The organism is Nocardia sp. NPDC050412 (assembly GCF_044458825.1).
In the GTDB taxonomy this organism is placed as follows: domain Bacteria; phylum Actinomycetota; class Actinomycetes; order Mycobacteriales; family Mycobacteriaceae; genus Nocardia.
In genome coordinates this window covers 603824-629290 of sequence record NZ_JBITIJ010000001.1, presented here as the reverse complement: position 1 = coordinate 629290, position 25467 = coordinate 603824, and the positions used below count along the sequence as shown (strand labels likewise).

Sequence of the window (25467 nt, the reverse complement as noted above, 5' to 3'; positions counted from 1 at the left end):
TCTAATACACGACTATGTGGTGCTCCGTGCCCGTGTGCTTTTCGAGGAACCGAACTGACCCGGGGCCGGGCTTTTCCGGCGCTCGACGGTTGCGCCGGCCGTTGAAATCTGGAGGGTCGGCGCTTGCCTCAGCGTGGCGCTGCCGGCGTGGCGGCCCACTCGCCGAGTGTGAAATTTGTTCCTGCGCGGCGGATTTCCACCGCTCCTGAGCCGCCGAGATGCGCGGGAATCACCAATTGCCGTTGGTCCGCGGCTTGTTCGAGGATTCGGCGCCTGGTGGTTGCGGCCCGGTGTGGGTCGAGACAAAGGCAGCTGCTGCAGGACGGGTGGAGCAGTTGGATCGGGCTGTGCACCAGGTCACCGACGAAGATCGCGCGATCGGTGCCGGATTCCAGGTGCAGGACCGAGGATCCGGGGGTGTGGCCGGGTGCGGATTCCAGGGTCAGATTGTCATCGATGCGGTAGGTGTCGTCCCATAGGACGGCCTGGTCAGCGCGATGTATCGGTGTGATGCTGTCCTCGTAGATGAGCCGGTCGTCGGGGCGGCGACCGCCGGCGTAGCCGCCTGTGGGGCCGAAGTAGGTGTCGTCGGCGGTCGGGATGAGATACTGCGCGTTGGGGAATGTCGGCATCCACTGGCCATCGACGTCGTGCGTGTTCCAGCCCACGTGATCGCCGTGCAGGTGGGTGTTGACCACGAGATCGACAGCCTGCGGGTGCACACCGGCTTGCGTAAGACGGTTCAGGAAGTCGCCGTGGCGGTGGTGAAACAACGCGCGGCTGGGGCGTTCGCGGCCGTTGCCGACGCCGGTATCGATCAGGATCGTGCGACCGCCGCTGCGGAGCACCCAGGTTTGGATCGCTCCCACGACCAGTCCGGTGTCGGGTTCCCAATGATCTGGCTCGAGCCAGTCCGTATTGTCCCGCCAGGTCTGATCGGTGGTGTCGGGCAGCAGGTCGGTGCCCGGCATCAGGGTGCCCTGCCATTCGACGACACGGAAGATTTCGACGTCGCCCAGCACGATGCTCTGTGAACTTTCCATACCGCCGAGCCTATGGACGCGGATGCGAGTCGATCAATGGGTACTGCGCTCACAAAGATACCCAATCGACTCAGTAGTGAGTGTTCTCAGTAACATCGGCTTATGGATGTGCTGAGCGACGCGATCGCTTCCATACGCCTGGGGCAACCGTCGTCGAGCCGGCTGTATACGCACCAGCGCGACTGGTGCACCCGCCTCGCCCCGCACTTCGGGGCAGGGTTCCATATCGTCCTGCGGGGCAACTGCTGGGTGCTGCCCGATCAGGGGGATCCAGTGATGCTGGGAACAGGTGACGCAGTCTTGCTGCCACACGGAACCGGGCATGTCCTCTCCGATCGGTCCATCGACGCGCAAACTGTGGCGCAGGCCGTTCCGTTCGAGCAATGGCGTGCCGAGCAAGTATCCGAAAGGTCCTCGGACACAGTCGGGTTCGAAGCGTTGTGCGGCAAGTACCGGCTCGACCGACGCGGGCAACACCCCCTTGTGGCGGAGCTGCCGGCGGTCATCCACCTACCAGCCCGCACGGGCGATCACCGCGAACTCCGCGCCGCCATCGACCTACTAGCGCTGGAAGCCGACGAGCGCCGCCCCGGTTCCTGTATCGCCGTTCCGAGCCTGCTCGATTTGCTGCTGGTCTACATGGTCCGCGCGTGGATGACCGAGAGCAGGACAGGTATCTGGTCGGCCGCGCTCACCGATCCGGTCACTGCCAACGCGCTGCGGGCGCTGCACACCGACCCGGCCGCGTCCTGGAGCAACGACCGCTTGGCCACCGAAGCTGGTGTCTCCCGCGCCACCCTGACCCGCCGATTCGCCACACTGGTGGGCCAGCCGCCGATGGGATATCTGGCCTGGTGGCGCCTGACGCGGGCCGCCGCGCTGCTCCGCGACACCACCGATCCCCTTTCCGCCATTGCCGACCAGGTCGGATACGCCACCGCCTATGCCTTTTCCAACGCGTTCAAGAAACAGTTCGGCACCTCACCCGGCCGCTACCGCCACCACGGCTCCACTGTTGCCGGGCCAGTCGACACCCCAGATTCCCCCCAGAGCTCCGAGGAATTCCATCATCTGCTGGATCGCGTGATCACGTCCGACACCGTCGACTGAGGACCATAATCATCGACATGGAACTGAACGGAGCCCGTGTCCTGGTCACCGGCGCGACCGGCGGGATCGGGAGCGCGATCGTCGCCGCGGTCGCGGCACGAGGGGCGAGTGTGGTGCTCTCCGGTCGCCGCGCCGAGGCACTGGACCAGGCCGCGACCAAGTTCGGAGCACGCGCAATCGTCGCGGACCTCGCGGTGCCGGGTGGTGCCGAGAAGCTGCTCGCGGAGGCCGGTGACCTCGATGTCGTCATCGCCAATGCCGCATTGCCCGGTTCTGGCGACCTGCTCGACTACTCGCTGACCGAGATCGATCGAGCACTGGAGGTCAATCTGCGCGCCCCCATCGTGCTCGCCCGCCTCGCCGGTGCGCAGATGGCCGAACGCGGCAAGGGGCATCTGGTCTTCATCAACTCTCTGTCCGGCAAGGCTGCATCCGGTAAGGCGGCGATGTACAACGCCACCAAATTCGGACTGCGCGGCTTCGCTTTGGCCTTGCGCGAGGACCTGCAAAGCCGCGGCATCGGTGTCTCCTCGATCTACCCCGGATTCGTCAGGGACGCGGGCATGTTCATCAAATCCGGCGCGGCCCTACCACAGGGCGTCGGCACCCGAAGCCCGGAAGACGTCGCGAACGCCGTGGTCCGAGCGATCGAACGGAACATCGCCGAAACCGACGTAGCCCCCCTCCCGGTCCGCCTCGGCGCGATATTGGCCCTGATCGCCCCCAATCTCTCAACCCGCGTCCAGCGTCTCTTCGGCGCCGACAAGGTAATGACCGAACTAGCCGCTGGTCACCGCGACATGCGCTGAGCCCTACAACGGGATGCGACGCATTTCCCGCAATACACCGTCGCCTCGATCTTCCTCTGCCGCGGCGGTCGTCGACGCAAACGAGCTGGTCAGTGGTGGGGCAGGCGGCTGAATATAATGCTGGCGCTGGTGAATCCGACGGTGGCGAGGATGGCGCACCAGAGGAGGGCGAGGGGGGCGTTGCGGGTGGTGTCGAGGGCGTTCAGGAGTCCGCGCACGGTTTCGATGATCGGGGTGGCGGGTTGATAGTCGGCGAAGCCGCGCAGCCAGTGGGGCATGGTGGCTGTTTGGACGAAGGCGCTGCTGATGTAGGGGATGAACATGATGGCGTAGGTGAGGCCGCCGGCGGCTTCCGGATTCTTGGCGACCAGGCCGAGGGCGACGGCGATCCAGGAGATGGCGGTGACGAACAGGGTGATGACCGTGAGGGCCGCGAGCCACCCGAGTGGACCGGCCTGGGGGCGGTAGCCGAGTGCCAGCGCCACAGTGACGGCGATCGCGATGGCCGCGAGATTGCGGACAACGCCCTCGGCGACGTGGCCTGCGAGTACCGCCTGACGGAACATCGGCAGCGTGCGGAAGCGGTCGATGCTGCCCCGGGTCATATCGGCGGAGACGGCGGTGGCGGTGATCGATGAGCCGAAACCCGTGCACAGCAACATGATTCCGGGCACCACATAGTCTAGATAGGGCCCACCCACATCGATGGCTCCGCCGAAGACGTAGGTGAACAGCAGCATCACCAGAATCGGCATGAGCAGCGAAATGATGAGGGTGTCGCGGCTGCGCAGCGTGTGCCGGACACAGCGGCGGAACATGACGAGGGTATCGGCGAAGACGTCGGTCATCGGGCGGCGGCTTCGATGATGTCGGCGGTGCGGGCGGCGGCGTCCTCGCGACTCAGCGTCTTCGCGAATTCCGCTGCGCGGGAGCGGCGTTCGGATGTCAGCAGCGACGCGACGCCTTTTTCCAATCGAGCTTCGGTCAGTCGCGTGAACGGCAGATGCGCACCCACACCGAGACGCTCGACCTGCCCGCCCCACATCGGCTGCTCGAACGACACCGAGCACACCAGCGTCGGCAGTCCGGCGCGCAAACTCTCGAACAGCGTCCCGATACCGCCGTGATGCACCGCCGCAGCGCAGTACGGAAAAACCAGATCGTGCGCGAACGGACCGACAACCTTCACATTCGGTCCCGCCTGCGCATCGGCAATATCGAGATCACTCCAACCCGCACTCACCAACGCCCGCACACCCAGACGAGCAGACACCTCGGTAACCATCGCAAGCACCGCGGCCGTATCCCGAATGGGCATGCTGCCGAATCCGAAGAACACCGGCGGTTCCCCCGCCTCGATCCACGACAGAATTCCCGCATGGTCACCCGCCAAATCGCCTACGGCCGCACGGGCAGCATGATCGAGCGTCAGGAATCCGGTGAACGGCCTGCGCTCATCCCATTCTTCCGGCAATCCGGGAACCAATGCCGGATCATAGATCTGCACTTCGGGAACATGCGCACGCGCCAATACCGCTGCGGTACTCGCCCGCGATTTCGGCAACCCGAGGATCGCGCGTAGATCGTTGAGATAGCGCATGAATACCACGCGGCGCAGATTCTCCGCGGCCGCCCACGTCGCCCTGTTTACGGCCGCAGGCGGATTCCACCGCGGCGGTAGCGCACCCGGAAACGGATATGCGCCATTGCTCCGGCAGGGGAAATAATGCAGGCTGACCAGCGGAACCCCCATTGCCTCCGCAACCGAACTGGCCCGGTCCTCGGTAACGGTGCTCGCCACGATCAGATCCGCGCCCGTGCAAACGTCGATGACCTCCCGATTCATCTGCTGGGCATAATCGGCCATCTGCCGAGCGACCAATTGCATGAGCCGCAGGGTGTTGCCTGCCGCCAGCGCCCGCTGTCCGGCGTCGGAACTGTAGAGCTGCTGCACATCCGGTCCGCAGGCGACGGCGGCAAGTCCGGTGGCCGTGGCGAATTCGACCAGATTCGGCGGCGCACCGAGCAGCACATCATGGCCGCGACGGCGCAGCTCGAGTCCCAAAGCCACGACGGGCTGGACATCACCGCGGGTTCCGGTGAGCGGAATCGCTATTTTCACGGCACTCTTTCGTATCGGGGCCCTGACGGCCGACCGAATAGTCCACAGAATTAAGGGCTCCGCACGGCGGCGATGTGTCAGTACAGTGCCATTGTGCACATAGCGATGTTCGTGGACTACCACCCGGCCACCCTCGGCGGAGTCCAGACCGCGGTCGCTTCGCTGTGCCGTGGACTCGAACGCGCAGGTCACCGCGTCACGCTGTTCGTCGCGCCGCAGCCGGGCGCCGACGAGCTCCCGAATGTGGTGCCGCTGCGCGCCGCAGGTGGTCTCGTTGTCAACGGATTCCCGGTCGTGCTGCCGACCAAGGGCAATGCCGAACTCATCGATGCCGCCTTCGCCGCGCGGGGCCCGATCGACCTCGTGCACACCCACACCACCTACGGCGTAGCCATCGCTGGCATGAAAGCCGCATGGCGACACCGGATTCCGCTCATCCACACTGCCCAGAGCCGCGACGACGCGTTCATCGAGAACACTTCGCCCGCACCCTATCCGGCGGCTTTGGCCCTACGCGCGCTGCACGGCCGGTTCGTACCGCACGATCAGCACATGCCGCACCGCGCCGAAAGCCGTGCGGCACGCCATGCCTGGTGGACGATCGTCGGTCAGGCTCAGGCCGCGGATCGGGTCATCGCGCCGACCCAGCACTTCGCCGATCAACTACTCGCGCACGGGTTGACCCGGCCACTTCGGGTGGTATCCAACGGCGTCGATGACGAGCTGATCGAAAACAGCAGCAGCACACCGGTTGTCGAGCGCGCGGCCGACATACCACTGCGGCTGATCTGGTGCGGGCGGCTATCGGCCGAGAAGCGGCCGCTGGCCGCAATCGAGGCCGTGCGACACCTCGACGACTGCACTCTCGATATCTACGGTGACGGCGACCTGCAGCCCGAGGCGGCCGCCACCATCGCCGAGTATCGGCTCGCGGACCGAATCCGCTTGCACGGCAGGGCCACTCAAGCCGAATGCCTCGCCGCCATGTCCGAAGGCGACGCACTACTGTTCCCCTCGCACGGCTTCGACACGCAGGGCATGGTCCTGCTCGAGGCGGTGGCGGTCGGGCTGCCGATTATCTACTGCGATCCCGATCTCGATGAATCGGTCCCACCCGGGGGCGGCATTCGCACCGCCGATCCATCGCCTGGCTCGATCGCCGACACCGTCGCCGCGCTCAACGCCGATCGCTCCGCGCTCGCGGAAATGCGCCAGATCCTCGGCAAATACGGCGACTCGGTGCGTCAGTCACAGCACATCGGGACGGTGCTCGATATCTATCGACAGGCCCGGGCCGAGTCCGCGCGCAGCCCGGAACTGGTCATGCCGCAATCGCTTTCGGAGGTACCGACCGCTCCCGGTCAGCTGCCGCTGGTCGGCCACAGCCTGCGGGCCCTACGCGACGCTCCCGGCTTCGTGACCTCGCTGGCCGATCTCGGCCCGATCGTGCGCCTGCGGTTCGGCCAGAAGACCGGATATCTGCTCACCACACCGGATCTCGTCCGCGAGATCGGTCTCGGCGATGCCGAACTCAATCGGGATGATCTGCGCGAGGCTATCGAGGATGTAGCGGGCGGATCGGTCAATGTCCTGCGTGGCGAGGAACACAAGCTGCGGCGGCGCATGATCTCGCCCGCGCTGCGCCAGAGCCGCCTTGCCGAGTACACGCGGGCGGCGGCCGATATCGCCGAAACCTGGTCGGCAGCACTGCCTTCGGGCGGTCAGGTGAATCTGATGGACGAGGCACACGGACTCATTCTCGACACGGTCTCCTCGACGCTGTTCACCGCCGGTTTCAGCGATGACGCACGGCGTGAGATCCGCGACAGTGTGCCGTGGCTGCTCAGTCAGGTCATTCTGCGCACCGCGCTCCCCCCGCAGGTGCGCCGATTGCGGCTCATTTCGAACTGGCGCTGGCGCACCAAGGCCCGGCACCTGCGCACCGCCATCGGCGCCGTCATCGCCGAATACCGCCGCCGCGACGAGGATTTCAACGATGTGGTCTCGGCGCTCATCCGGCACACCGACAGCGAGACCGGTGCGACCCTGTCCGATGAGCACATCATCGATGAGGCAATCCTCATGCTGGCCGGTGGCGTCGGCTCGATGGCCTCATTGACCGGCTGGCTCTGGCACGAGGTCATGCGCCGCCCACAGATCGCCGAGCGCTTGTACGCCGAACTCGATTCCGTCGTCGGAGCGGGCCCGGTCCGCGTCGATCATCTCGGCGCACTTCCCTACCTGAAACAGGTTGTGGCGGAGACACTTCGGTTCTGGGGCCCATGGATCAGCGCGGGCACCGCCGACGGCGATGTCACTATCGGCGGACTCACCGTTCCCGATGGCACGGCAATAATGTTCTCCCCCTACCTGGTTCAGCACAACAAGCGCTACTACGCCGATCCGGAATCCTTCGACCCGGATCGCTGGTCGCCCGAACGCGCCGCCGATATCGACAAGAAGGCCAACCTCTCGTTCGGCGTCGGCCGTCGTCGCTGCCTGGGCGACCATTTCGCCATGATCGAAATCGGGCTCGCCGCCGCGGCACTGCTGGCCCGCTGGCGCCCGACACCCGACCCGAACTACTTGGTGCGCGCCTCCAATCGAGACTTCGTCCTGTCGCCCTCGGCGCTGCCGGTTACGCTGCACCGGCGTTGAATACTTGCTTGGAGTGCACTCCAGGTGACTAGCGTGGGTCGTATGAGCAAAGTTTGGTTCATTACCGGAGTCTCACGAGGATTCGGCCGTGAATGGGCACTCGCCGCACTGGAGCGCGGCGATCGAGTGGCCGGTACGGCGCGCGATACCAGCACACTCGACGATCTCGTCGCGAAATATCCGGACGCCTTCCTTCCGCTGCGCTTGGACGTCACCGAACGGGACGGCGATTTCGCCGCCGTACAGCAGGCCGCAGAGCGCTTCGGGCGGCTCGATATCGTGATCAACAATGCCGGCTACGGCCAGTTCGGCATGATCGAGGAACTCAGCGAGGACGAGTTCCGCGCACAGTTGGAAACCAATGTCTTCGGCGCACTGTGGGTCACCCAGGCGGCGCTGCCGATCCTGCGGGCCCAGGGCAGCGGCCACATCGTTCAGGTATCGAGCATCGGTGGCATCTCGGCCTTCCAGAACCTCGGCGCGTACCACGCGTCGAAGTGGGCTCTGGAGGGGTTCTCCCAGGCGCTGGCCCAGGAGGTCGCACCCTTCGGGATCCACGTCACCCTGATCGAACCGGGCGGATTCGGCACCGACTGGGCGGGCCCCTCGTCGCGGCATGCCAGCCCACTCCCGGCCTACGATGCCGCCAGGGCTGCCCGAGCCGCCCAACGTTCGGCGGTGCGCCAGGGCGATCCGGCCGCCACGCGCGCTGCCATCCTCGCGGTCGTCGACGCGCCCGAGCCGCCACTGCGCATTTTCCTCGGCGAGGTCCCGCTGACCATCGCCACCGCGGATTACGAATCCCGCCTGGCGCTCTGGCGTGAGTGGCAGCCCATTTCCGCTGCCGCACAGGGGGATTGAGCCGCCCCTGGACTGCGACGCCGCTGGGAAAATGGTGGATCCACCCCCGGCGGCGCCGACTATCCGAGACCGCGCCTCGCTGCCCGACCCCGGGCGGATCAGTAGTTGGCGTTCAGATAGTTGGCGGCATGGGTCGTCCACAGGACATTCGTGCCGGGCATATTGTGTCCGGAGTAGAGAACGTGCTGCCCATCCGGCCACGGCGTCAGATAACCGATGACCCCGTTGACCGCGGCCGCATAGCGATCGAGATTGCCGATCGGATCGTTCATCAGGAAACGCAGCAACTCGGCGAAGATCAGCGGGGCAACATTGCCGATGCGGGCGCCCTCGACGAACGAGAACGGCGAAATTCCGATATCGATGATCCGCAGCGGTGAGTCAGCCGGTGACGAGGTGATGATATCGCCCGGATTCGCGTACTCCTTGACATCTAGTGCGGGCCAAGCGCCGTGTTCGCCGTGCAAGCCGTAAGTCGTTGCCGGACAAAGATTGCCGACCGACTGACCCCGTTTACGCAACGGATTGGCGATATTGACGGCGAAGGCGATTTCCAGGGGCGAGCCGTCGGTGTTCTTGTATTGACCCGACCGCACCCCCTCCAGAATCTTGCTCGCGCAGATACTTCCGAGCGAATAGCTCAAAAGTCCGCAGACATTCGGCGAGTCCTGAATCGCCTTGACGCCCGCCGCGACACCGAGCCGGATCGAGGTGTCCAGCGAAGGGCCCCACAGTTCCGGGCTCGGCCCCACCGAGGCGGGCCAATCCGGCTCGAAGGCGGTGAAACGGTCGGGATCAAGCAGTTTCGTGACATCGTGCAGCATGCCGGTGGGAGTCCCATTGGTATTCCGCGGTTCACCCGTGCCGCGGAGGGTGATGATATCGATCATCACCCCATGGTGAACCGATGACCGCCGTACCACCCGAGTAGCGAACTACCTCATTTCGCGCCGCCCTCGAGGCTGCCGAGCAGTACCCGAGCGATCCGGTCCAGGTCGCGACGATCCTTCGCCGAGAGCACCGACAACATCCTGGTTTCGTTCTCGGTATGCGCGGTGACGACTCTGTCGATCAGCGTGCGGCCCGGGTCGGTGAGCGCGACCCGGATGGCGCGGCGATCCTGCGCATCCGCGATGCGCCGGACCAGCCCCGCCGACTCCAGGCGGTCGAGCCGTCCCGTCATTCCGGCGCGCGACATCATCAGCGTGTCGGCGAGCACCGACGGGTTCAATTCGAACGGCTCGCCCGAACGACGCAGTGCGGCAAGCACATCGAACTCTCCGCGCTGCAAGCCATGGGCGATGAAGACCGCCTCGATATCGCGCTGCGCGACCACAAGCAGCCGCCCCAGCCGTCCGATCACGCCCATCGCCTCCAACTCGAGGTCCGGCCGTTCCCGGCGCCACTGCTCGACGATCGCATCCACCGGATCCCGTTCGATCTCACCCATGGACAAGATTCTATTCGCTGCTATATAGTTCGGTAGCGAATTATCAATCACCGAATCATTTGGAGAGCATCGTGGACGCCACCACCGACCGCACCTTCGCGATCCGCCAGCCGCAGGATGCCGAAACCCTGGCCACCCCGGCGGTCACCATGCGCCTGCTCATCGACTCGAACGAGGCCGGCGGCGCGGTCAGCCACCTGGAGGTCACCATGGATACGGGCGCCGACGGCGCGGCACCGCATTACCACACCAAGTCGGATGAGCTGTTCTACGTCGCAGACGGCGAACTGCAGGTACTGGCCGGAGATAAGATCGTCACCGTGGGCGCGGGTGGGTCGATTGTCGTACCCAAGCTCATGCCGCACGCCTTCGGTGCCAGCCCGGACGCCTCCGCACGAATCCTGATCGCACTCATGCCCGCGGTGGAACGCTTCGGCTACTTCCGCCTGCTCGACCGGCTGGTCAAGGGCGAGGCCACCTTCGAAGATCTGGCGGCATCGCAGGAGGAATACGACAACTGGTTCGTCGAGTCTCCCGAATGGTGGGCCGAGCGCAACGCCAACCGGCGCGATTGGTGAAGTGACGCAGATCTTTCGAATCCGCGCGGAGATCAGCACATTCGACGGTACTGTCGCAGCGGAGGCGCCGACGGAATGCACGGCCGCCAATCCCGGGCAATGTCGACCGCGCAGCACCGTTCGGAAATAGCTCAATGGTTGCCAATGCCTATTCGGGCTTGTGCCGAAAATCTTTCGGCACAAGCGCATCCCGAGCCTGAATTCGGTTTGCCAGCGGCGGTCAAATCTGGCGATCCGAACCGTTCGAGACCCCTTGCGCGATATGATCCAGTTCCCGCTCGGGGGTCCTGGCAAATCGCGAGCAGATCGGAGAGCTCACTATGACCGACGCAATCCACCTTCCCGGTACCGGGCCGGCGGGTGACCGCGTTCCCGCGTTGCAGGGACTGCTGGTGGCCGAGTCGGAACGAGATTTCACGGTCAGAGTGACCGAAGGAACCTGGACCTTCCGCCGCGACGATGTACTGCGAGTCCTCGACTGGACCGACGGCGCGACCGCAGAACACGACGGCCGCCCGGTGCTGATGGATATCCGCCCCGGCGCCACCGCCGACTTCACCCGCCGCCTGCGCATCGACCTCGTCGACCGGCCGATGACGCTGGCCGAAGTACCCTCCGCGGCACTGGGAGATGAAGCGCTGCAACAACTCACCGCATCCTGGGCCGACAGCCTGCAGCTCGCCGATTGTGCGGGCGCCAGCGGAGCGACCTTCACCTACTGCCAAACCAAATCGCTCGCGACAAGCGACGACGGCATAAACTGCGACAGTCTCGACTGAACGGAACTGCGCATGGCGGCGCGCCGGACAGGTTCGGTCCTCATCGTCTCCGAATCCGATGATCTGCACGGTACCGCGATGGCGGCGACGTTGCGAGAACACCACGGGCTCAGCCCGATTCAGCTCGACCTGCGCGACTTTCCGCGCGAATCCGGAAGTTTCCGGCTCGATCGGCACGGCACCGCGCGATCACTGTCGCATGTGATCGGGCTCGACGATGTCCGCTCGGTCTGGTGGCGCAGACCGCGTCTCGCGCAGGTTCCGGCCGGTGTGCGAGCCTCGGATGACGCCTACCGCCAAGCCGAATGCGATGGCTTCATCCAGGGCATGCTGTGGTCGATCCCCGCGTACTGGGTCAACGATCCCGGCGCCGATCGCACCGCGAGCCGCAAGATCGTGCAGTTGGAGACCGCACGGCGAGCCGGTTTCGTGATCCCGGAAACCCTCATCACCAACGATCCGGACGAGGCGCGCAGCTTCGTCGAATCACGTTCGGGCTCGGTGGTTTACAAGCGAACCGGCACCGGACGCGCCGAATTCGCCGAGACCCGAATCATCACCAAGGCCGACTTCGGCCGCCTCGCTGGCATCCGCTCCGCGCCGACCACCTTCCAGGACTACGTCGAGGCGCGGTGTGATCTGCGTGTGGTGTGGATGGACGGCGTCGAATGGGCGGTGCGCATCGACTCGCAGTCCGGGGTAGGCCGGGTCGATTCCCGGCTCGACACCACCGTCGACTTCGCACCGGAGCATCTGCCCGCCTCGGTCAGCAAGTCGCTGGCCACGCTCATGGGCGCACTCGGCCTCAGCTTCGGCGTGCTGGATCTACGCCTGGGCCTCGACGGCGAGTACTACTTCCTCGAGGTCAACCCGCAGGGCCAGTTCGCGTATCTGGAAATCAAGACGGGCCTGCCGATGTTCCGCAGCCTCGCCAACCTGCTGGTCAACGGCGACGCTGCGGTGCCCGGCTATTAGCGCGCTCGATCCCCCTCGGTGTCGGCGAAATCGATTCGCCGACACCGGAATCAGATCCAGAAACGCTACTGGCTCTTGCGGCGGTTCGCACCGCCGCGACTGCGGAGTTGCACGTGCGACTCCACCAGCACGTTGTGGACGAAACCGTAGGAACGGCCGGTCGACCGGGCCAGCGATCGGATGCTGGCTCCCGCCTCGTACTGCTTCTTCAGCTGGGTTTGCAAACGGTCGCGTGATTTCCCCGTGACGCGTGTGCCCTTACCCAGTGTGGCCTTGACTTGTGTGGGCCTGTCGCTCATGGCTTCCTCCGAGTCGCCGAGCCGCGTCATTCCAGGCTAGACACTCGGGAAGCTGTGATCAACGGGTCTTTGTGATTAATATCACCGCCGAACCCGTTTCGTGAGGTGAAAACCAACCACCCGCAACGAAATTCCGGCCGGATGACTCCCGATCAGGCCAGCTGAATCAGTTCCAAATACTCCGCCGACCAGTGGTCTTCCTGGCCGTCCGGCAGCAAGATCACCCGCTCCGGGGACAGCGCCTCGGCCGCACCCGGGTCGTGGGTGACCAGGACGACCGCGCCCGCATAGGTGCGCAGCGCATCGAGGACCTGCTCACGCGAGATCGGGTCCAGGTTGTTGGTCGGCTCGTCGAGCAACAGCACATTGGCAGCCGAGGACACCAGCCCGGCCAGCGCCAGACGGGTCTTCTCACCGCCGGAGAGGGTGCCTGCGGGCTGTTCCAGCTGCGGTCCGGAGAACATGAATGCACCGAGCAGGCCGCGCAGCTCCTGCTCCCCCGCGTCCGGTGCGGCGTGGCGGATGTTCTCCCACACCGTGGCCTGATCGTCGAGGGTGTCGTGCTCCTGGGCGAAGTAGCCGACCTTGAGGCCGTGACCGGGCACGAGACCGCCTGCCGTCGGCGTCTCCACCCCGGCGAGCAAGCGCAGCAGAGTGGTCTTACCCGCGCCGTTGAGGCCCAGTACGACGACACGGCTGCCGCGGTCGATGGCCAGGTCGACGCCGGTGAAGATCTCCAGCGAGCCGTAGACCTTGGTCAGGTTCTCGGCCATCAGCGGCGTCTTACCGCATGCCGCGGGCTCGGGGAATTTGATCCGCGCGACCTTGTCGGCCACCCGAACCTCGTCGAGTTCGGCCATCAAGCGATCCGCGCGCTTGGCCATGTTCTGTGCCGCAGTGGCTTTCGTGGCCTTTGCACCGAGTTTGGCGGCCTGAGCGCGCAGGGCGCCGGCCTTCTTCTCGGCATTGGCGCGTTCGCGACGACGACGCTGTTCATCGGTGGCGCGCGCGTCCAGGTACTTCTGCCAGCCCATGTTGTAGACGTCGGCCTCACCGCGCACCGCGTCCAAGAACCAGACCTTGTTCACCACATCGCCGAGCAGTTCGACATCGTGGCTGATCACGATCAGGCCGCCGTCGTGGTTCTGCAGGAAGCCGCGCAACCAGGTAATGGAGTCGGCGTCGAGATGGTTGGTCGGCTCGTCGAGCAGCAGGATGGTGTCCGAGCGTCCGCCGCTGCCGTCGGAGGCGGCGAACAGGATGCGTGCCAACTCGATTCGGCGGCGCTGACCACCGGAGAGCGTGCGCAGCGCCTGGCCGAGCACTCGATCGGGCAGGCCGAGGCTGTTGCAGATGCGCGCCGCTTCGCTCTCGGCCACATAACCGCCGAGCGCCGAGAAGCGCTCCTCCAGCCGACCGTATTTGCGCACCGCCTTCTCGCGTTCGGCATCATCGACCACCTCGGCCATCAGCGCCTGCTGCTTTTCCATATCGCGCAGCAGGGTGTCCAGGCCACGAGCGGAGAGCACGCGATCGCGCGCGAGCACATCCAGATTGCCCTCGCGCGGATCCTGCGGGAGATAGCCGATATCGCTGGAGCGCAAAATCTTTCCGGCGTAGGGCTCGCCCTCGCCCGCCAGAATGCGCAGCGTGGTGGTCTTGCCCGCGCCATTGCGGCCGACCAGTCCGATCCGGTCGCCGGCCTGCACCCGCAGTGCGGGCCCAGGGGCCGACAGCAGGGTGCGGACGCCGGCCCGGACCTCCAGGTCCGTCGCGGTGATCACAGGCTTCTCCTACGGGTACGTGGTGCTGGTCGGTTGCTGCTCGATTGTGCGACGCGAACCCGCACAAGAACCACCGATTTTACCTGGCCCAGGAGGGTGCTTCCGACACTCGCGATCCAGGTGTGACCTCGCTAACTCCGCGGCTGGGCGTCAGACGCTGGCCATACTCGACGCGATGCTATTGGCATTCGCGACACGCTGGCCGCGGGCCTCACCGGAGCTTCGTTCGTAGTACTGATCGAACGCCGCCGCCGCGGCCCCGGGCGAATTCGCCGACGTGAGATGACCGTACGCGCTCGATTCGCTGCCCTTCAGCTCGTGAATCATGAAATCGACTTGGGTATGCCAGTCGGTGACGGATCTGCCCTGCGAGGCGGCGAATGCCTCGAGATTCGCTCGTCGACCACCTTCCCATTGGCACAGGCCGATGGCTCCTTCGCCCGGATTGTAGGCACCGGTATCGAAACCCGATTCCACCTGCATATTGCCCAAGATGCCCGCCGCTTGCGCCGGTGTGAAGCCCTTACTCAGGAGGTACTGATAAATCTCGCTGGCCGTCGCTTTCTTACCTCCACTGATGGGTTGAGCACTCGCGCGGTTGCCAAGACCTGTGGGTCCGCTGGTATTGCGGCTGTTTCCACCGCTACCGGTATAGGCAGGGAACTGGTTGCCGCTACCGATCGAATTCGGGGCACTTCCGCTGTCGGTCGACTCCGGGTCGGTTATCTTTCCGGCGTGTTCGTCCAGTGCGTTGTACGCGTCCTTGACTGTCTTCGCCGTTTGGTCGATCTCTTTATCGATCTTGTCGATCGTGTTCATCTGCAACTCGATGCTGCGCGGCAATGGCACATCGGTCAGATTCGGCAGATTGTCGTAACTCAGCTCCTGCTTGACAGTGGCCACCAGGCTTTTTACTTCTTTGTTCACGGTGTTGGCTACGTCGGCCGATTCCGACGCGATCTGGGCGATATTGCTGTCCAGCGAGTTCAGATCGTCTCGATATTTTGTGTCGTCGCTTTGTTTGGCATGGTATTTCGTGACGAGCTCGCCGGACTTCAGCTGCGACTCCCCCAGGCCCTTCAAATCCTCGACGGTAATCGACTTCGCCGAGCCGTCGCCCATCGCCTTCACCAACTTCGCCAGCGTCGTCTCTATGCGGCTGATGTAGGCATTGACGATAGGCGCATCCGGACGCGACGGCAGCGATGTATCGATAGATGTATCGCCAGCCATTGCTCCACACCTTCCGACCGAAACCCTGTCCGGCAGCGTAATCCGATGCGCCGCGACGTCTGTCGTTCGTACTCCCGGCGCTGGGAACACCGAGCTCGAGCGCTGTCCGGCGTCCGCGGGTTCGACGATCCGGCTACTGCGGTAGCGTGCCATCACATGACGACCGATCTGTTGGGCAAGAGCGCACTCGTTTCCGGAGCCAGCCGGGGCATCGGCAAGGCGGTCGCTGCGGAGTTGCTGCGTCGCGGCGCCAATGTGCTGATCACCGCCCGCAAGCCGGAGCCGCTGGAGGAGGCGGCCGCCGAACTGCGGGCGCTCGGTCATCGGGGCGAGGTCAGCGCGCTGGCGGGCAATTCAGGTGATCCGGACAGCCGGGCCGCCGCGGTGGGTCGGGTGGTTTCGGAATTCGGCTCGTTGGACATCCTGATAAACAACACCGGCATCAATCCGGTCTACGGCTCGCTCATGGATGCCGATCTGGAGGCGGTGCGCAAGATCTTCGATGTCAATGTCGTCGCCGCACTCGGCTACGTGCAGGAGGCATACCGGGCGTGGATGCGCGATCACGGCGGTGCGGTGGTGAATGTGGCCAGTGTCGCCGGGCTGCGCTCGACCGGCGTGATCGCGGCGTACGGCGCCTCCAAGGCCGCACTGATCCGGCTCACCGACGAACTGGCCTGGCAACTGGGCCCGAATATTCGGGTGAACGCGGTGGCGCCGGGTGTAATCAAAACCAAGTTCGCCGATGCGCTGTACTCGGCAGATGAGGAGCGGGCCGCGAGCGTGTATCCGATGAAGCGACTCGGCGCGCCGGAGGATGTGGCGCAGTTGATCGGATTCCTGGTGTCGGATGAGGCCAAGTGGATTACCGGTGAGACGATCCGCGTCGACGGTGGATTGCTCTCGACCGGCGGAATCTGAGACGCACCAGGGTAACCCGCTGACCAACGGTGGAACCCAACTGTCCCAAGAGCATCGATGGCCGTGCGGCGAATACCGCACGGCCATCGGTATTTCTACACCCGGGCGGGCTGGCGCAGGGCGTCCGGATCGGGCAGCGACGGCGCGGACGGACCTTCGTCGAATCCGAAACGCTCGTGCAGCTTTTCGAGCGGGCCGGGTGCCCACCAGTTCCAGTCACCGAGCAGTTTCATCACCGCGGGCAGCAGGAAGCCGCGGACCAGAGTCGCATCGACCAGCACCGCCAGCGGCAGACCGATGCCGAAGGACTTCATGAAGGTGATGTCCGAGGCCAGGAATCCGAGGAACACCAGGGAGATCAGGACCGCCGCGGCCGTGACGATCCGGCCGATCTTCTCCAGGCCATGGGCAACGGCGGATTCGTTCTTGCCGGTGTGTTCGTACTCTTCGAGGATCCGCGACAGCAGGAATACCTGATAGTCCATGGCCAGACCGAAGGCGACGCCGAAGAGCATGACCGGCACGGTCGGCGGCAGGTCGCCGGTCACGGTGAAATCGAGCAGGCCGGACAGATGCCCGTCCTGGAAGATCCAGACCAGCGCGCCGAAGGTGGCGGTGAGGCTGAGTGCGCTGAGCACGATCGCGACCAGCGGCAATACCACGCTACCGGTCAGCAGGAACAGCACGACCAACATGATGATCACGACGTAGGCCAGTGCGACGGGCAAGACCGAGGTCACCGCATCGAGGGAATCGGCGCTCGCGGCGGCGATACCGCCGACCAACCGCTGCGAGGGTGCGGGCACCGCGCGCAACTCCTTGGCCACCCGGTCCAGCAGCGCCGGATCGCTGGTATCCGGTGTCACCGAAAGGTATGCGGCATCCTTGGTTTCGAAGCGCGCATGCTGTGCCATGGCCGGGGCGAGCTGCCCGCCGTGGGCGTAGCTGCCGGTGGCGGTGTCGACGCGACGGACATTGTCGACTTCGGAGAGCTTCCTGGCGTAGGCGTCCAAACCGGACTTGCCGTCGGGCAGCACAACGAACAGTCCGTTGGTGTCGGTCGCGGCGAACTCACGCTGGATGGTCTCGGTGATCTGACGGTTGTTCATCGACTCCGGCAATGCCCGCTCGTCCGGGAAGCCGAGTTTCACACCGAGGAAGGGGGTCCCGAGCAGCAGCAGGAAGGCCGCGACAGCCAGACCGATCGGCACCGGCTTGCGCATCACGAATACCGCGAGCCGATGCCAGAAACCCTCGCCGGGCGCGGGACGTTGCGGACGGAAGAACCAGCCGAGTTGGCCGCGATCGATGCGACTACCGAGCAGCAGCAGAATCGCGGGCAGCACCGTCAGCGATACCGTCGCGGCGATCGCCGCAACCGCCAGCCCGGCATAACCCATGGAACGCACCGCGAGCAGCGGGAAGAACAATAGGCCCGACAGCGCGACCGCGACAGTGACCGCCGAGAAGGCCACGGTGCGTCCGGCCGAGCGCATGGTCGCGGCGACGGCCGGACCGGTCGCGGCGCCTGCGGCCAATTCGTCGCGGTAGCGGCTGATGATCAGCAGGCTGTAATCGATCGCGAGACCGAGGCCGAGCAGGGTTGCCACATTGGTCGCGGTCGCGGCGAGATCGGTGAACAGGGTGATCAGCCACAGCGCGCCCATGGTGATCATCACGGTCACCGCGGCGACGACCAGCGGCAGGCTGGCCGCCACCAAACCGCCGAATACGAACAGCAGGGCGATCAAGGTGATCGGGAAGGCAATGGATTCACCGAGGACGGCGTCCTTCTCGCTCTGCTGCACCGTCTCGTGCAACAACATCGCGTAACCGCCGACGCGCACTTGCACCGGCCCGTGCGTGCCGCCGTAGCGGTCCGCCAGAGCGCCGACCTTCTGATCGACCGCACCCTCCTCGCCGAGAATGCTGGCGACGATCAGCCCCGACTTGCCATCGCCGCTGCGCAGCGCGGGCGACTTGTCCATCCAATAGGACATGACCCCCGCGACACCCGGCTCATCCTTCAGTTTCAGCGCCAACTTCACTGCGGCCGTTGCGGATTCAGTATCGTCGATCGAGGTGCCGCTGTGCACCAGCAGCACGAAGTTCGGCGGCGCCTGACCGAAGGTATCCCGCAGCATCTCGGTTGCCCGGCTGGATTCGCTGCCGGGATCGCTGTAGCCACCGCCCTGCACGCTGTCGAACAACGTCGAGCTGAGCATCCCCATAACCAGCGCGAGCCCGACAAAGATGCCGAGAATCCATTTGCTGCGCCGCGTAGCGACTGCTTGCAGGTCGCTCGAAATGGTCAGCTTGGTCAGTTCGAACACCGCCACACCCTCATCACTAGTTAAGCCGCGCCGCGTTCGCTCCCTGACGAATCCGCGACGTGCCCGGTTTGCACCTGCCTGGCCACCACCCGCATCGGCAGATACTTCGGATGTACCAGGGCGCCGATCACCGTCTCCTGCACCGCGATACCGGGCATCGGGCGCAGGCGCCAGCGCCCGCCGATCGTAGCAACCTGCAGGGCAACCTCGGTGAGCGAGAACACATTTCCCGGGCACTGCCGAGTGCCCATACCGAACGGCAGGTACGCCCCCTTGGGCCGGGACTCCATCGCCGCAGGCAGCCAGCGGTCCGGGTCGAATTCATCGGGATTCGGGAAGATGGCCGGATCCCGGTGCACCGCAACGGGACACACCAGCAACATGGCGCCCTTCGGCAACGCCTTGCCGCCGAGTTCATAGTTCGCGGGCACATCGCGGACGGTCAGCCACGGCGAGTACATGCGCAGGGTCTCTGTGACGATCCGCTTGGTCAGATCGAGCCGTCCGAGATCGGCGAATTCGGCCGGGCGACCACCCAGCACCGCATCGATCTCGGCATGGAAAGCGGCTTCCAGCTCGGGATTTCGGCCCAGCTCGTGGAACACCCAGGACAGCGTCATGCCGGTTGCCTCGGTGCCGCCGACCAGGAAGTTGATCAGCTCGTCGTGCACCTGGGCATCGGTGAGTGCGACACCGTCGTCGTCGCGGGCCTTGATCAGGGTGTCGAGCAGGTCGCCGTGATCCAGATTCGGGTCGGCGGCCAGATCCGCACGGTAAGCGGCGATGATCTTGCTGGTCGCCGACTTCATACCGGCCACAAGCCCTTCGAAGCGGCGATTGCTGGGCAGTGGCAGCTTGTCGATCCAGGCCGGGCGGGTGACGCGGCGGGCGAGCAGCGTCATGACCGGTGTGAGCATCTCGTGGATTTCGGCGCCGGTCTCCGCGCCGAGGTCGCCGCTGAACAGCGCCCCCGCGACGGTGCGCAGCGCGAGGTCGTGCATCTGCGTATTGACGACCACCATTTGACCGTCGCGCCAGGCATCGGCCTGTTCGGCGCCCAGACGCGTCATCACGGTGGCGTACTGCGCGATGCGACCGCGAGCGAAAGCCGGGGCGATCATGCGACGTTCCCGCCTGTGCTGCGGACCGGACAAGACGGTGACGCCCGCGCCGAGCAGCGCCTGCGCGCGATCGATCATCGAACCCTGATCGGACAGCCCGACGAACGCCTCGCGGATCAGCTCCGGTTCGGTGACGACATAGCTGTCGTAGCCCGGAATCTTCACCCGCACCACGGGTCCGAGATCCGACAGCGTCTGCAAGAAGCGGTAGGGTCTGCGGGCGAGGCGGTGTGAATGTCCGATCAGGGGTAGGGCGCCAGGTGCGGTCGGCACCTCGGCGGTACCGGTCGGACGGCTGGCGAGCCGGGTGGTCATCATGCGAGTCTCCTAGGCGTGGAGCGGCTTTCGCTCGAATGCGTGGCGTCGACCGTCGGTCATCCGCGGGCGATGACGGCGTCGACGCCGCCGACCTGTCCGACCCAGTCGATGTAGGCGGCCAGTCCGTCGGCCAGTGAGACCGTCGGCGCGTAGCCGAAATCCCGGGTGGCGGCGCTGGTGTCGTAGGTACTGGAGACGGTCAGCGCCGCGGTGGTCCAACTGGACAGCGGCGGCGCGTAGCGCTCCTTGAGCGCGGGCACCCGCCATATGGTGTCGAAAACCGCGATGGCGGCGTCGAAGACCGGTTTGGGAATGATGCGGCTGGGTGGCGTCAGGTCCAAGGCGACGGCGAGATCCTTGACGAACTTCCACAGGTCGACATCCTCGGGATCGGCGAGGAAGTAGGCATTGCCCGCGACCTGGTCCGAGCGCGCCGCCTGCAGACAGGCCTGCGCGGCGTGCTCACAGTAGGTGATCGACACCATGACGTTCTTGCCGCCGGAGAGGTCGGGCAGCTTGCCGGACTTCAGCTTTCGCAGCAGCAGCGTCATCCAGCCCGAGGAACGCGGTCCCCAGATCATCCGCGGTCGCAGCGCGCAGGTCACGAAATCCGGGGTGTTGCTGGACAGGACGAGTTGTTCGGCGGCGGCCTTGGTTTCCACGTACAGACTCTTCGGGGCGGTCACATAAGGTTCGGATTCGTCGATGCTGGAGCGGTCGGTGTCATAGGAGGTTGCCACCGACGGGCTGCTGACGAAGACGAACCGGGCGACACCGGCCTGCTGCGCGGCCTTCATCAGCCGCCGGCTGCCCTCGACATTGGCCTCCCAGAACTGCGCGCGGCTGCCGACCTCGGCGACCAGCCCGGCGCTGTGATAGACCACATCGACGCCCTTACATGCGGTGACCAGCGATTCGTAGTCGCCCAGATCGCCTGCCACCGTTTCGATTTCGGGCACCGTCGACAGATGACCGAGATCGCTCGACGGCCGGACGATGGCGCGCACGTCATCGCCGGCCGCCATCGCGGCGTCGACGATATGGCTGCCGAGGAATCCGGTTGCCCCGGTGACCAATGCCTTCATGGCGTCATCCCTTTCCGGCCCATACGGCCAATTCCTCGCGCCCGATCTTGGCGTTGTGCCGGATGTCGACCGGGAATCCGGGATGCGCGCGAAACACCTTGATCGCCCTGGTGAATTCGCGTTCGCGTGCGATGGACCACAGCTCCCGCTGCACTCGTGGGATCTCGGATTCCGCCACCCCGGACCGCAATTCGAAGCACAGCACCGGGATCTGTGCACCCGGTTCGCCGATACCGACGAGCGCGGTGCGGTGCACATCCGGGTGGGTGTTGAAGATCTGCTCGCACTGCACGGTGAACAGGTCACCGGCCGCGGTGTGGACCCGCTGGGCCGAGCGGCCGCAGAACCACAGCCGACCGGAGTCGTCCTGCCAGGCCAGATCGCCGACGCGATGCCAGCGGCGCGCGGTGCCGTCCGGACGGGTCTCGTCGATCTTGTTGCGGGCATCGGCGGCGGGGTCGCGATGATAGGCGGTGCTGACTTGCGCACCGGTGGCGACGATTTCGCCGATCTGCCCCGGTGGAAGCACGAGATCGTCGTGCCAGGTGGGTATTTCGTCATCGGAGATGGCGATGATCCGCACCCGTGTATCACTGTCGGATTCCGCGATCGGGCGGCCGACGCAGGTGCCCGCGCCTTCGGCGGTCTGCTTGCGGGTTTCGTCGAGTTCGGACCATTCGAGGGTGGTCAGCGGCAATGCCTCGGTGGCGCCGTAGGTGGTGAAGACGCGCGCGGACTCCCCGAGCGCGGCCCGAACCCCTTCCAGCGCATCCAGATTCGCGGGAGCGCCCATCGAGATGACCCGAACCAGGCTCGGCAACCTGATCCCGGTTCTGGTCAGATATTCGCCGAGCGGACCGAGCAGCGCAGGCGATGCCGTGACATCCGTGGCCTGGAAACTGCGGACCACATCCGTGAGCAATGCCGGATCTGCCTTGGACACCCGCACCGGATCGACCGGTCCGAGCACCACATGCGCACCCTGCAGCAGATCGAAGATGCCGAACAGCGGCACCGAGGTGAGCGAGACGAAACCCGTCGGGCGACCGTGCAACCGCTCGATCACCCGCAGCGAAGCAGCGAATCCGGCCCTCGTGAACTCCACCCCCTTCGCCGGTCCGGTACTGCCGGTGGTGAAGGCGATCATCAGCAGATCGTCGGGCGAATGGGCGATCTCGGGTGCGACCGCACCAGGCGTCTGTCGCATGGCGAGCAAAGTGTGCCCACCCCAGAACGAGCGTCCAGCCGTCACGTGCAGCCGCACCGAACGAAATGTGCGCCGCGCCGCCAACCGCACCAGATGCGCCAGCGGAATCCCGATGAACGCCTGCGCACCGACACTGCGGAAGCAATGCAGCATGCGGCGCACGCCCATACCCGGATCCACCACCACCGGTACCGCACCGACGCGGAACAGCGCGAAGATCACCGCGAACAGATCGGGATCGGGTTCGACCATGACAATGGTCTTGACGCCCTTGCTGATTCCGATCCGTTGGAATGCCGCGGCATAGGCTTCGACTCGCGCGCCGAGTTCGGCGAAGGTCAGCACCGCGAAGTCGAGATCCGTTGCGCGCTGGGCACGTTCTGGATGCGCCACCGTCGGATAGCTGATGGCGGCCAGGTCGGCGCGGTGGCGGATCTGGTGCTCCAGCAGCGCGCTCAGATCCGCGGTCTGCTGATTCACCCCGCACCGCCGGCGGGCACGGTGTAGCTCACGCAGCCCGCGATCGGACCCGATCCGGCGGCGACCAAGAGCAATTCGTCACCAGCCGACAGCTCGCCTGCCTCGAGCAGCTGGTGATAGCCGATGATCAAGCCCGAGCTACCCCCGTCCAGATCGCCGGTCGCGGCCTGATGCGTTCGGGCGAAACCGAATTCGCTCGCCAGGGTGGCCGCGAAGTCGGGCACCGGGTTATTGGTGACCAGCACGCGCTGTCCCTCCGGACGTTCGGCTAGGTACGAGCGAACCGCGGCAAACGCTGCGCCGCTGACCAATTCCGCGTAGTCGTCGGCGACATCGACGGTGATCGAGCGCTGGCCGTCGTTACCCATCGCTTTCAGATCGAGGTACCCGGCGACACCGGGATGAGTGCCGCCCTCGCGCGGCAGCGGCGCCGGAAGGTGCACGCGATCGAAGCCGGTGCCCTCATCGATCCCTTTGGTCACCAGCAATGCGGCACCGACCGCGGCGTACCGGAAGTCGGCCGGTGCATGTCCGATGCCGCCCGGATGAGCATCGCTGCCGACGATCAGTACCCGCTCGACGGTGCCGTTCTCCAGCAGCGCACCCGCGGCCTGCAATGCGTTGAGCACGCCGCACGCCCCGTTGCGCAGATCGAGCGAGAAACCCGCCCGCGAGGAGCCGACCTGGTAGTCCAGATGCATCCCCAATTCCTTCTGGATCAGAGCGGCATTGGACGGTTCGACGACATTGCTGTCGCGGTAGACGCCGACATTGATCAGCACGTCGATATCGTTCGGCTCGACACCCGCCCCCGAGAGGCACTCCCCGGCCGCCCGCACGGCGTGGTCGATGGAACCGAGGGTGGGATCGGCGCTGACGGCGGATCGCCGAATAATGAACGACATTTCATCCCACCAATGCGCTGATAGTTGCCGAAAGGACACCGAAGACCATTCCAGAGGCCGTCGGCACCAAACAGATCTTGGCCCCCTTCGGGATCTCGCCTCGGGAAATGTAGTCGTGCAGTACCAGGAAATGCGTACTTGCCCCGGTGTTGCCATACTTTTCCACGGTCGCCAACCGCGGCGGCATCTCGGTGCCGTGAATCTTGCTGCCGGATTCGGCCAGCTTCTCGGTGAATCCGACGCCGAGCTGATGGAACACGATGAAGTCGAACTTCTCGTCGGCGAATGTGGTGCCGCGCTTTGCGAGGATATCGCTGTGGAATTTCGCCCATGTTTCCCGACGCGGCGCGGCCTGCATGGTGAGATTGTCGGTCAACATGATCATGTTTTCGCTGGCATCGCTCGGTTTGGCGATACACAATGGCGAATACTCGGCGCAAGTCGTCAGATCGACGTAGTGCAGCACGTCTTCCTCGTCGACCGCCGGGTCGAGAATGACCGCGATCGCGGCATCGGCGAGAGTGAGTGCGGCGAACTGTGGATCGCGCGCATCCATGGCCTCGGCGAGGGCGCCTTCGGTTACCGGCGAGATCACCTCGGGCGTGACGACCATGCCATTGCGCACCGCACCCGCGCGAATCAGATTGTCCAGCAGATAGATTCCGGTCATGGTGCCGCCACAGGCATTCGCCACGTCATAGCCGGAGGCATTGACCGCACCGATGCGCCGGGCGATCTCCTGCGACGCCGACGGTTCGAAGACCATATGGAATCCATCATGCACAGTGGTGCCGCCACAGATGATGATGTCCAGTTCGGCGGCGTCTAAACCGGATTTCGCCAGCGCGTCCGCCGCAGCCCGCACGCCGAGGGTGAGGGTGTCCTCACTGGCGCGGTCGACCATATAGCGGTGACCGATGCCGGTAATTCGCTCGACGTCGAACTCGCCGCCGCTTGTCATCCGACTCAGTACTTCTGAAGTGGTGTATTCGCCGGCCGGTAGGGCGGCTCCAAGGGCGCGTAATCGGGAAGAATTCACCGTAGCGGTCCTTTCGACAGAGACGGGCAGCACGAACTTCCCGGCTGGCACGACAATGGCCGCGGGCAGACGATGCGGGAATTCCGTTCCACAGGATCAAGGGAACAGAAAGTTCCGAAATCAACATTGATTTCGGCAATCGGATCAGGATTGCCCGACCCTGGGCAATCCGTTCGACAACGCCGAGCATACGGCGCACCGGACATTGTGACCAGCCGGACGATGACACGAGGCTACTGGCGAGTCACATCGTTGCTGGAAAAGCGAGATCTGACATGATCGCATTATGAAGAATGTCACCGTCGATATCCGTGAACTATCACAACGCAACGGTGACGCGACCGCGCGACAGTAGGC

General features: G+C 65.1%; 22 protein-coding genes. 8 read left to right on the top strand and 14 right to left on the bottom strand.

Features of this window, described 5'->3' with window-relative positions; translation table 11 throughout:
- Positions 1 to 128 precede the first annotated feature (128 nt).
- Positions 129 to 1043, bottom strand: coding sequence for an MBL fold metallo-hydrolase (locus ACIBI6_RS02965; RefSeq protein ID WP_396955119.1), 915 nt, complete (start codon positions 1041 to 1043; stop codon positions 129 to 131).
- Between the two features lie 102 nt (positions 1044 to 1145).
- Here ACIBI6_RS02965 and ACIBI6_RS02960 point away from each other — a divergent pair, with 102 nt between their 5' ends.
- Together ACIBI6_RS02960 and ACIBI6_RS02955 are read left to right on the top strand one after the other, a co-directional pair.
- Positions 1146 to 2153, top strand: coding sequence for an AraC family transcriptional regulator (locus ACIBI6_RS02960; protein ID WP_396955118.1), 1008 nt, complete (start codon positions 1146 to 1148; stop codon positions 2151 to 2153).
- 17 nt (positions 2154 to 2170) lie between these two features.
- Positions 2171 to 2962, top strand: coding sequence for an SDR family NAD(P)-dependent oxidoreductase (locus ACIBI6_RS02955; RefSeq protein WP_364340431.1), 792 nt, complete (start codon positions 2171 to 2173; stop codon positions 2960 to 2962).
- Positions 2963 to 3051: 89 nt separating this feature from the next.
- On the opposite strand, the gene ACIBI6_RS02950 is transcribed toward ACIBI6_RS02955, so the two are convergent.
- Together ACIBI6_RS02950 and ACIBI6_RS02945 are read right to left on the bottom strand one after the other, a co-directional pair.
- Entirely contained in the window at positions 3052 to 3810 is a 759-nt protein-coding gene (locus ACIBI6_RS02950; RefSeq protein ID WP_396955117.1) for an ABC transporter permease, read from the bottom strand.
- Complete coding sequence (locus ACIBI6_RS02945; RefSeq protein WP_364340427.1) at positions 3807 to 5084, bottom strand: glycosyltransferase; 1278 nt, start codon at positions 5082 to 5084, stop codon at positions 3807 to 3809. The genes ACIBI6_RS02950 and ACIBI6_RS02945 overlap by 4 nt, the downstream gene beginning before the upstream one ends.
- Before the next feature lie 93 nt (positions 5085 to 5177).
- Here ACIBI6_RS02945 and ACIBI6_RS02940 point away from each other — a divergent pair, with 93 nt between their 5' ends.
- Entirely contained in the window at positions 5178 to 7742 is a 2565-nt protein-coding gene (locus tag ACIBI6_RS02940; protein WP_396955116.1) for a cytochrome P450, read from the top strand.
- Between the two features lie 42 nt (positions 7743 to 7784).
- Positions 7785 to 8603: an SDR family oxidoreductase gene (locus ACIBI6_RS02935; RefSeq protein WP_364340423.1), complete on the top strand. Its 819-nt coding sequence runs from the start codon at positions 7785 to 7787 to the stop codon at positions 8601 to 8603.
- A 98-nt stretch (positions 8604 to 8701) separates the two neighbouring features.
- On the opposite strand, the gene ACIBI6_RS02930 is transcribed toward ACIBI6_RS02935, so the two are convergent.
- Entirely contained in the window at positions 8702 to 9493 is a 792-nt protein-coding gene (locus ACIBI6_RS02930) for a hypothetical protein (protein ID WP_364340421.1), read from the bottom strand.
- A gap of 50 nt (positions 9494 to 9543) precedes the next feature.
- Entirely contained in the window at positions 9544 to 10053 is a 510-nt protein-coding gene (locus ACIBI6_RS02925; protein ID WP_364340419.1) for a MarR family transcriptional regulator, read from the bottom strand.
- Positions 10054 to 10202: 149 nt separating this feature from the next.
- Here ACIBI6_RS02925 and ACIBI6_RS02920 point away from each other — a divergent pair, with 149 nt between their 5' ends.
- The 3 genes from ACIBI6_RS02920 to ACIBI6_RS02910 all read left to right on the top strand — a co-directional run bounded on the left by ACIBI6_RS02920 (position 10203) and on the right by ACIBI6_RS02910 (position 12385).
- Complete coding sequence (locus ACIBI6_RS02920; protein WP_364340726.1) at positions 10203 to 10631, top strand: cupin domain-containing protein; 429 nt, start codon at positions 10203 to 10205, stop codon at positions 10629 to 10631.
- A 320-nt stretch (positions 10632 to 10951) separates the two neighbouring features.
- Positions 10952 to 11410, top strand: coding sequence for a hypothetical protein (locus ACIBI6_RS02915; RefSeq protein ID WP_364340417.1), 459 nt, complete (start codon positions 10952 to 10954; stop codon positions 11408 to 11410).
- Between the two features lie 12 nt (positions 11411 to 11422).
- On the top strand, positions 11423 to 12385 hold the full coding sequence (locus ACIBI6_RS02910; protein ID WP_364340415.1) for a hypothetical protein: 963 nt from the start codon (positions 11423 to 11425) through the stop codon (positions 12383 to 12385).
- Between the two features lie 65 nt (positions 12386 to 12450).
- Here ACIBI6_RS02910 and ACIBI6_RS02905 read toward each other — a convergent pair whose 3' ends face one another.
- The 3 genes from ACIBI6_RS02905 to ACIBI6_RS02895 all read right to left on the bottom strand — a co-directional run bounded on the left by ACIBI6_RS02905 (position 12451) and on the right by ACIBI6_RS02895 (position 15701).
- The gene (locus ACIBI6_RS02905) at positions 12451 to 12684 is read right to left on the bottom strand and encodes a helix-turn-helix domain-containing protein (RefSeq protein ID WP_040692003.1); all 234 of its coding nucleotides are present in this window, start codon (positions 12682 to 12684) and stop codon (positions 12451 to 12453) included.
- Positions 12685 to 12836: 152 nt separating this feature from the next.
- Positions 12837 to 14468, bottom strand: a complete 1632-nt coding sequence (locus ACIBI6_RS02900; RefSeq protein WP_364340412.1) for an ABC-F family ATP-binding cassette domain-containing protein — start codon at positions 14466 to 14468, stop codon at positions 12837 to 12839.
- Between the two features lie 150 nt (positions 14469 to 14618).
- Positions 14619 to 15701 (bottom strand): phage tail tip lysozyme, encoded by a 1083-nt coding sequence (locus tag ACIBI6_RS02895; RefSeq protein ID WP_396955115.1) that lies wholly within the window; start codon positions 15699 to 15701, stop codon positions 14619 to 14621.
- A 156-nt stretch (positions 15702 to 15857) separates the two neighbouring features.
- On the opposite strand from ACIBI6_RS02895, the gene ACIBI6_RS02890 reads away from it, so the two are divergent.
- Positions 15858 to 16622 (top strand): SDR family oxidoreductase, encoded by a 765-nt coding sequence (locus ACIBI6_RS02890; protein WP_396955114.1) that lies wholly within the window; start codon positions 15858 to 15860, stop codon positions 16620 to 16622.
- 95 nt (positions 16623 to 16717) lie between these two features.
- Here the strand turns inward: ACIBI6_RS02890 and ACIBI6_RS02885 are convergent, their stop codons facing one another.
- The 6 genes from ACIBI6_RS02885 to ACIBI6_RS02860 are packed head-to-tail and all read right to left on the bottom strand — an operon-like array spanning position 16718 to position 25110.
- Entirely contained in the window at positions 16718 to 18955 is a 2238-nt protein-coding gene (locus ACIBI6_RS02885) for an MMPL family transporter (protein ID WP_396955113.1), read from the bottom strand.
- Positions 18956 to 18975: 20 nt separating this feature from the next.
- Positions 18976 to 20394, bottom strand: a complete 1419-nt coding sequence (locus tag ACIBI6_RS02880) for a cytochrome P450 (protein WP_396955112.1) — start codon at positions 20392 to 20394, stop codon at positions 18976 to 18978.
- A 56-nt stretch (positions 20395 to 20450) separates the two neighbouring features.
- Positions 20451 to 21479: an NAD-dependent epimerase/dehydratase family protein gene (locus ACIBI6_RS02875; protein WP_396955111.1), complete on the bottom strand. Its 1029-nt coding sequence runs from the start codon at positions 21477 to 21479 to the stop codon at positions 20451 to 20453.
- Positions 21480 to 21483: 4 nt separating this feature from the next.
- Positions 21484 to 23166, bottom strand: a complete 1683-nt coding sequence (locus ACIBI6_RS02870; RefSeq protein WP_396955110.1) for a fatty acid CoA ligase family protein — start codon at positions 23164 to 23166, stop codon at positions 21484 to 21486.
- Positions 23163 to 24071, bottom strand: a complete 909-nt coding sequence (locus ACIBI6_RS02865; protein ID WP_364340396.1) for a hypothetical protein — start codon at positions 24069 to 24071, stop codon at positions 23163 to 23165. The genes ACIBI6_RS02870 and ACIBI6_RS02865 overlap by 4 nt, the downstream gene beginning before the upstream one ends.
- Position 24072: 1 nt before the next feature.
- Complete coding sequence (locus ACIBI6_RS02860; RefSeq protein WP_396955109.1) at positions 24073 to 25110, bottom strand: 3-oxoacyl-ACP synthase III family protein; 1038 nt, start codon at positions 25108 to 25110, stop codon at positions 24073 to 24075.
- Positions 25111 to 25467: the final 357 nt, after the last annotated feature.

Excerpts from the sequence above, each read along its gene's own strand:
- ACIBI6_RS02915 (WP_364340417.1), top strand. The coding sequence starts at position 10,952 with ATGACCGACGCAATCCACCTTCCCGGTACCGGGCCGGCGGGTGACCGC.
- ACIBI6_RS02960 (WP_396955118.1), top strand. The coding sequence starts at position 1,146 with ATGGATGTGCTGAGCGACGCGATCGCTTCCATACGCCTGGGGCAACCG.
- ACIBI6_RS02865 (WP_364340396.1), bottom strand. The coding sequence starts at position 24,071 with ATGTCGTTCATTATTCGGCGATCCGCCGTCAGCGCCGATCCCACCCTC.
- ACIBI6_RS02950 (WP_396955117.1), bottom strand. The coding sequence starts at position 3,810 with ATGACCGACGTCTTCGCCGATACCCTCGTCATGTTCCGCCGCTGTGTC.
- ACIBI6_RS02925 (WP_364340419.1), bottom strand. The coding sequence starts at position 10,053 with ATGGGTGAGATCGAACGGGATCCGGTGGATGCGATCGTCGAGCAGTGG.
- ACIBI6_RS02955 (WP_364340431.1), top strand. The coding sequence starts at position 2,171 with ATGGAACTGAACGGAGCCCGTGTCCTGGTCACCGGCGCGACCGGCGGG.
- ACIBI6_RS02910 (WP_364340415.1), top strand. The coding sequence starts at position 11,423 with ATGGCGGCGCGCCGGACAGGTTCGGTCCTCATCGTCTCCGAATCCGAT.
- ACIBI6_RS02935 (WP_364340423.1), top strand. The coding sequence starts at position 7,785 with ATGAGCAAAGTTTGGTTCATTACCGGAGTCTCACGAGGATTCGGCCGT.
- ACIBI6_RS02895 (WP_396955115.1), bottom strand. The coding sequence starts at position 15,701 with ATGGCTGGCGATACATCTATCGATACATCGCTGCCGTCGCGTCCGGAT.
- ACIBI6_RS02905 (WP_040692003.1), bottom strand. The coding sequence starts at position 12,684 with ATGAGCGACAGGCCCACACAAGTCAAGGCCACACTGGGTAAGGGCACA.
- ACIBI6_RS02890 (WP_396955114.1), top strand. The coding sequence starts at position 15,858 with ATGACGACCGATCTGTTGGGCAAGAGCGCACTCGTTTCCGGAGCCAGC.
- ACIBI6_RS02880 (WP_396955112.1), bottom strand. The coding sequence starts at position 20,394 with ATGATGACCACCCGGCTCGCCAGCCGTCCGACCGGTACCGCCGAGGTG.
- ACIBI6_RS02920 (WP_364340726.1), top strand. The coding sequence starts at position 10,203 with ATGCGCCTGCTCATCGACTCGAACGAGGCCGGCGGCGCGGTCAGCCAC.
- ACIBI6_RS02965 (WP_396955119.1), bottom strand. The coding sequence starts at position 1,043 with ATGGAAAGTTCACAGAGCATCGTGCTGGGCGACGTCGAAATCTTCCGT.
- ACIBI6_RS02930 (WP_364340421.1), bottom strand. The coding sequence starts at position 9,493 with ATGATCGATATCATCACCCTCCGCGGCACGGGTGAACCGCGGAATACC.
- ACIBI6_RS02875 (WP_396955111.1), bottom strand. The coding sequence starts at position 21,479 with ATGAAGGCATTGGTCACCGGGGCAACCGGATTCCTCGGCAGCCATATC.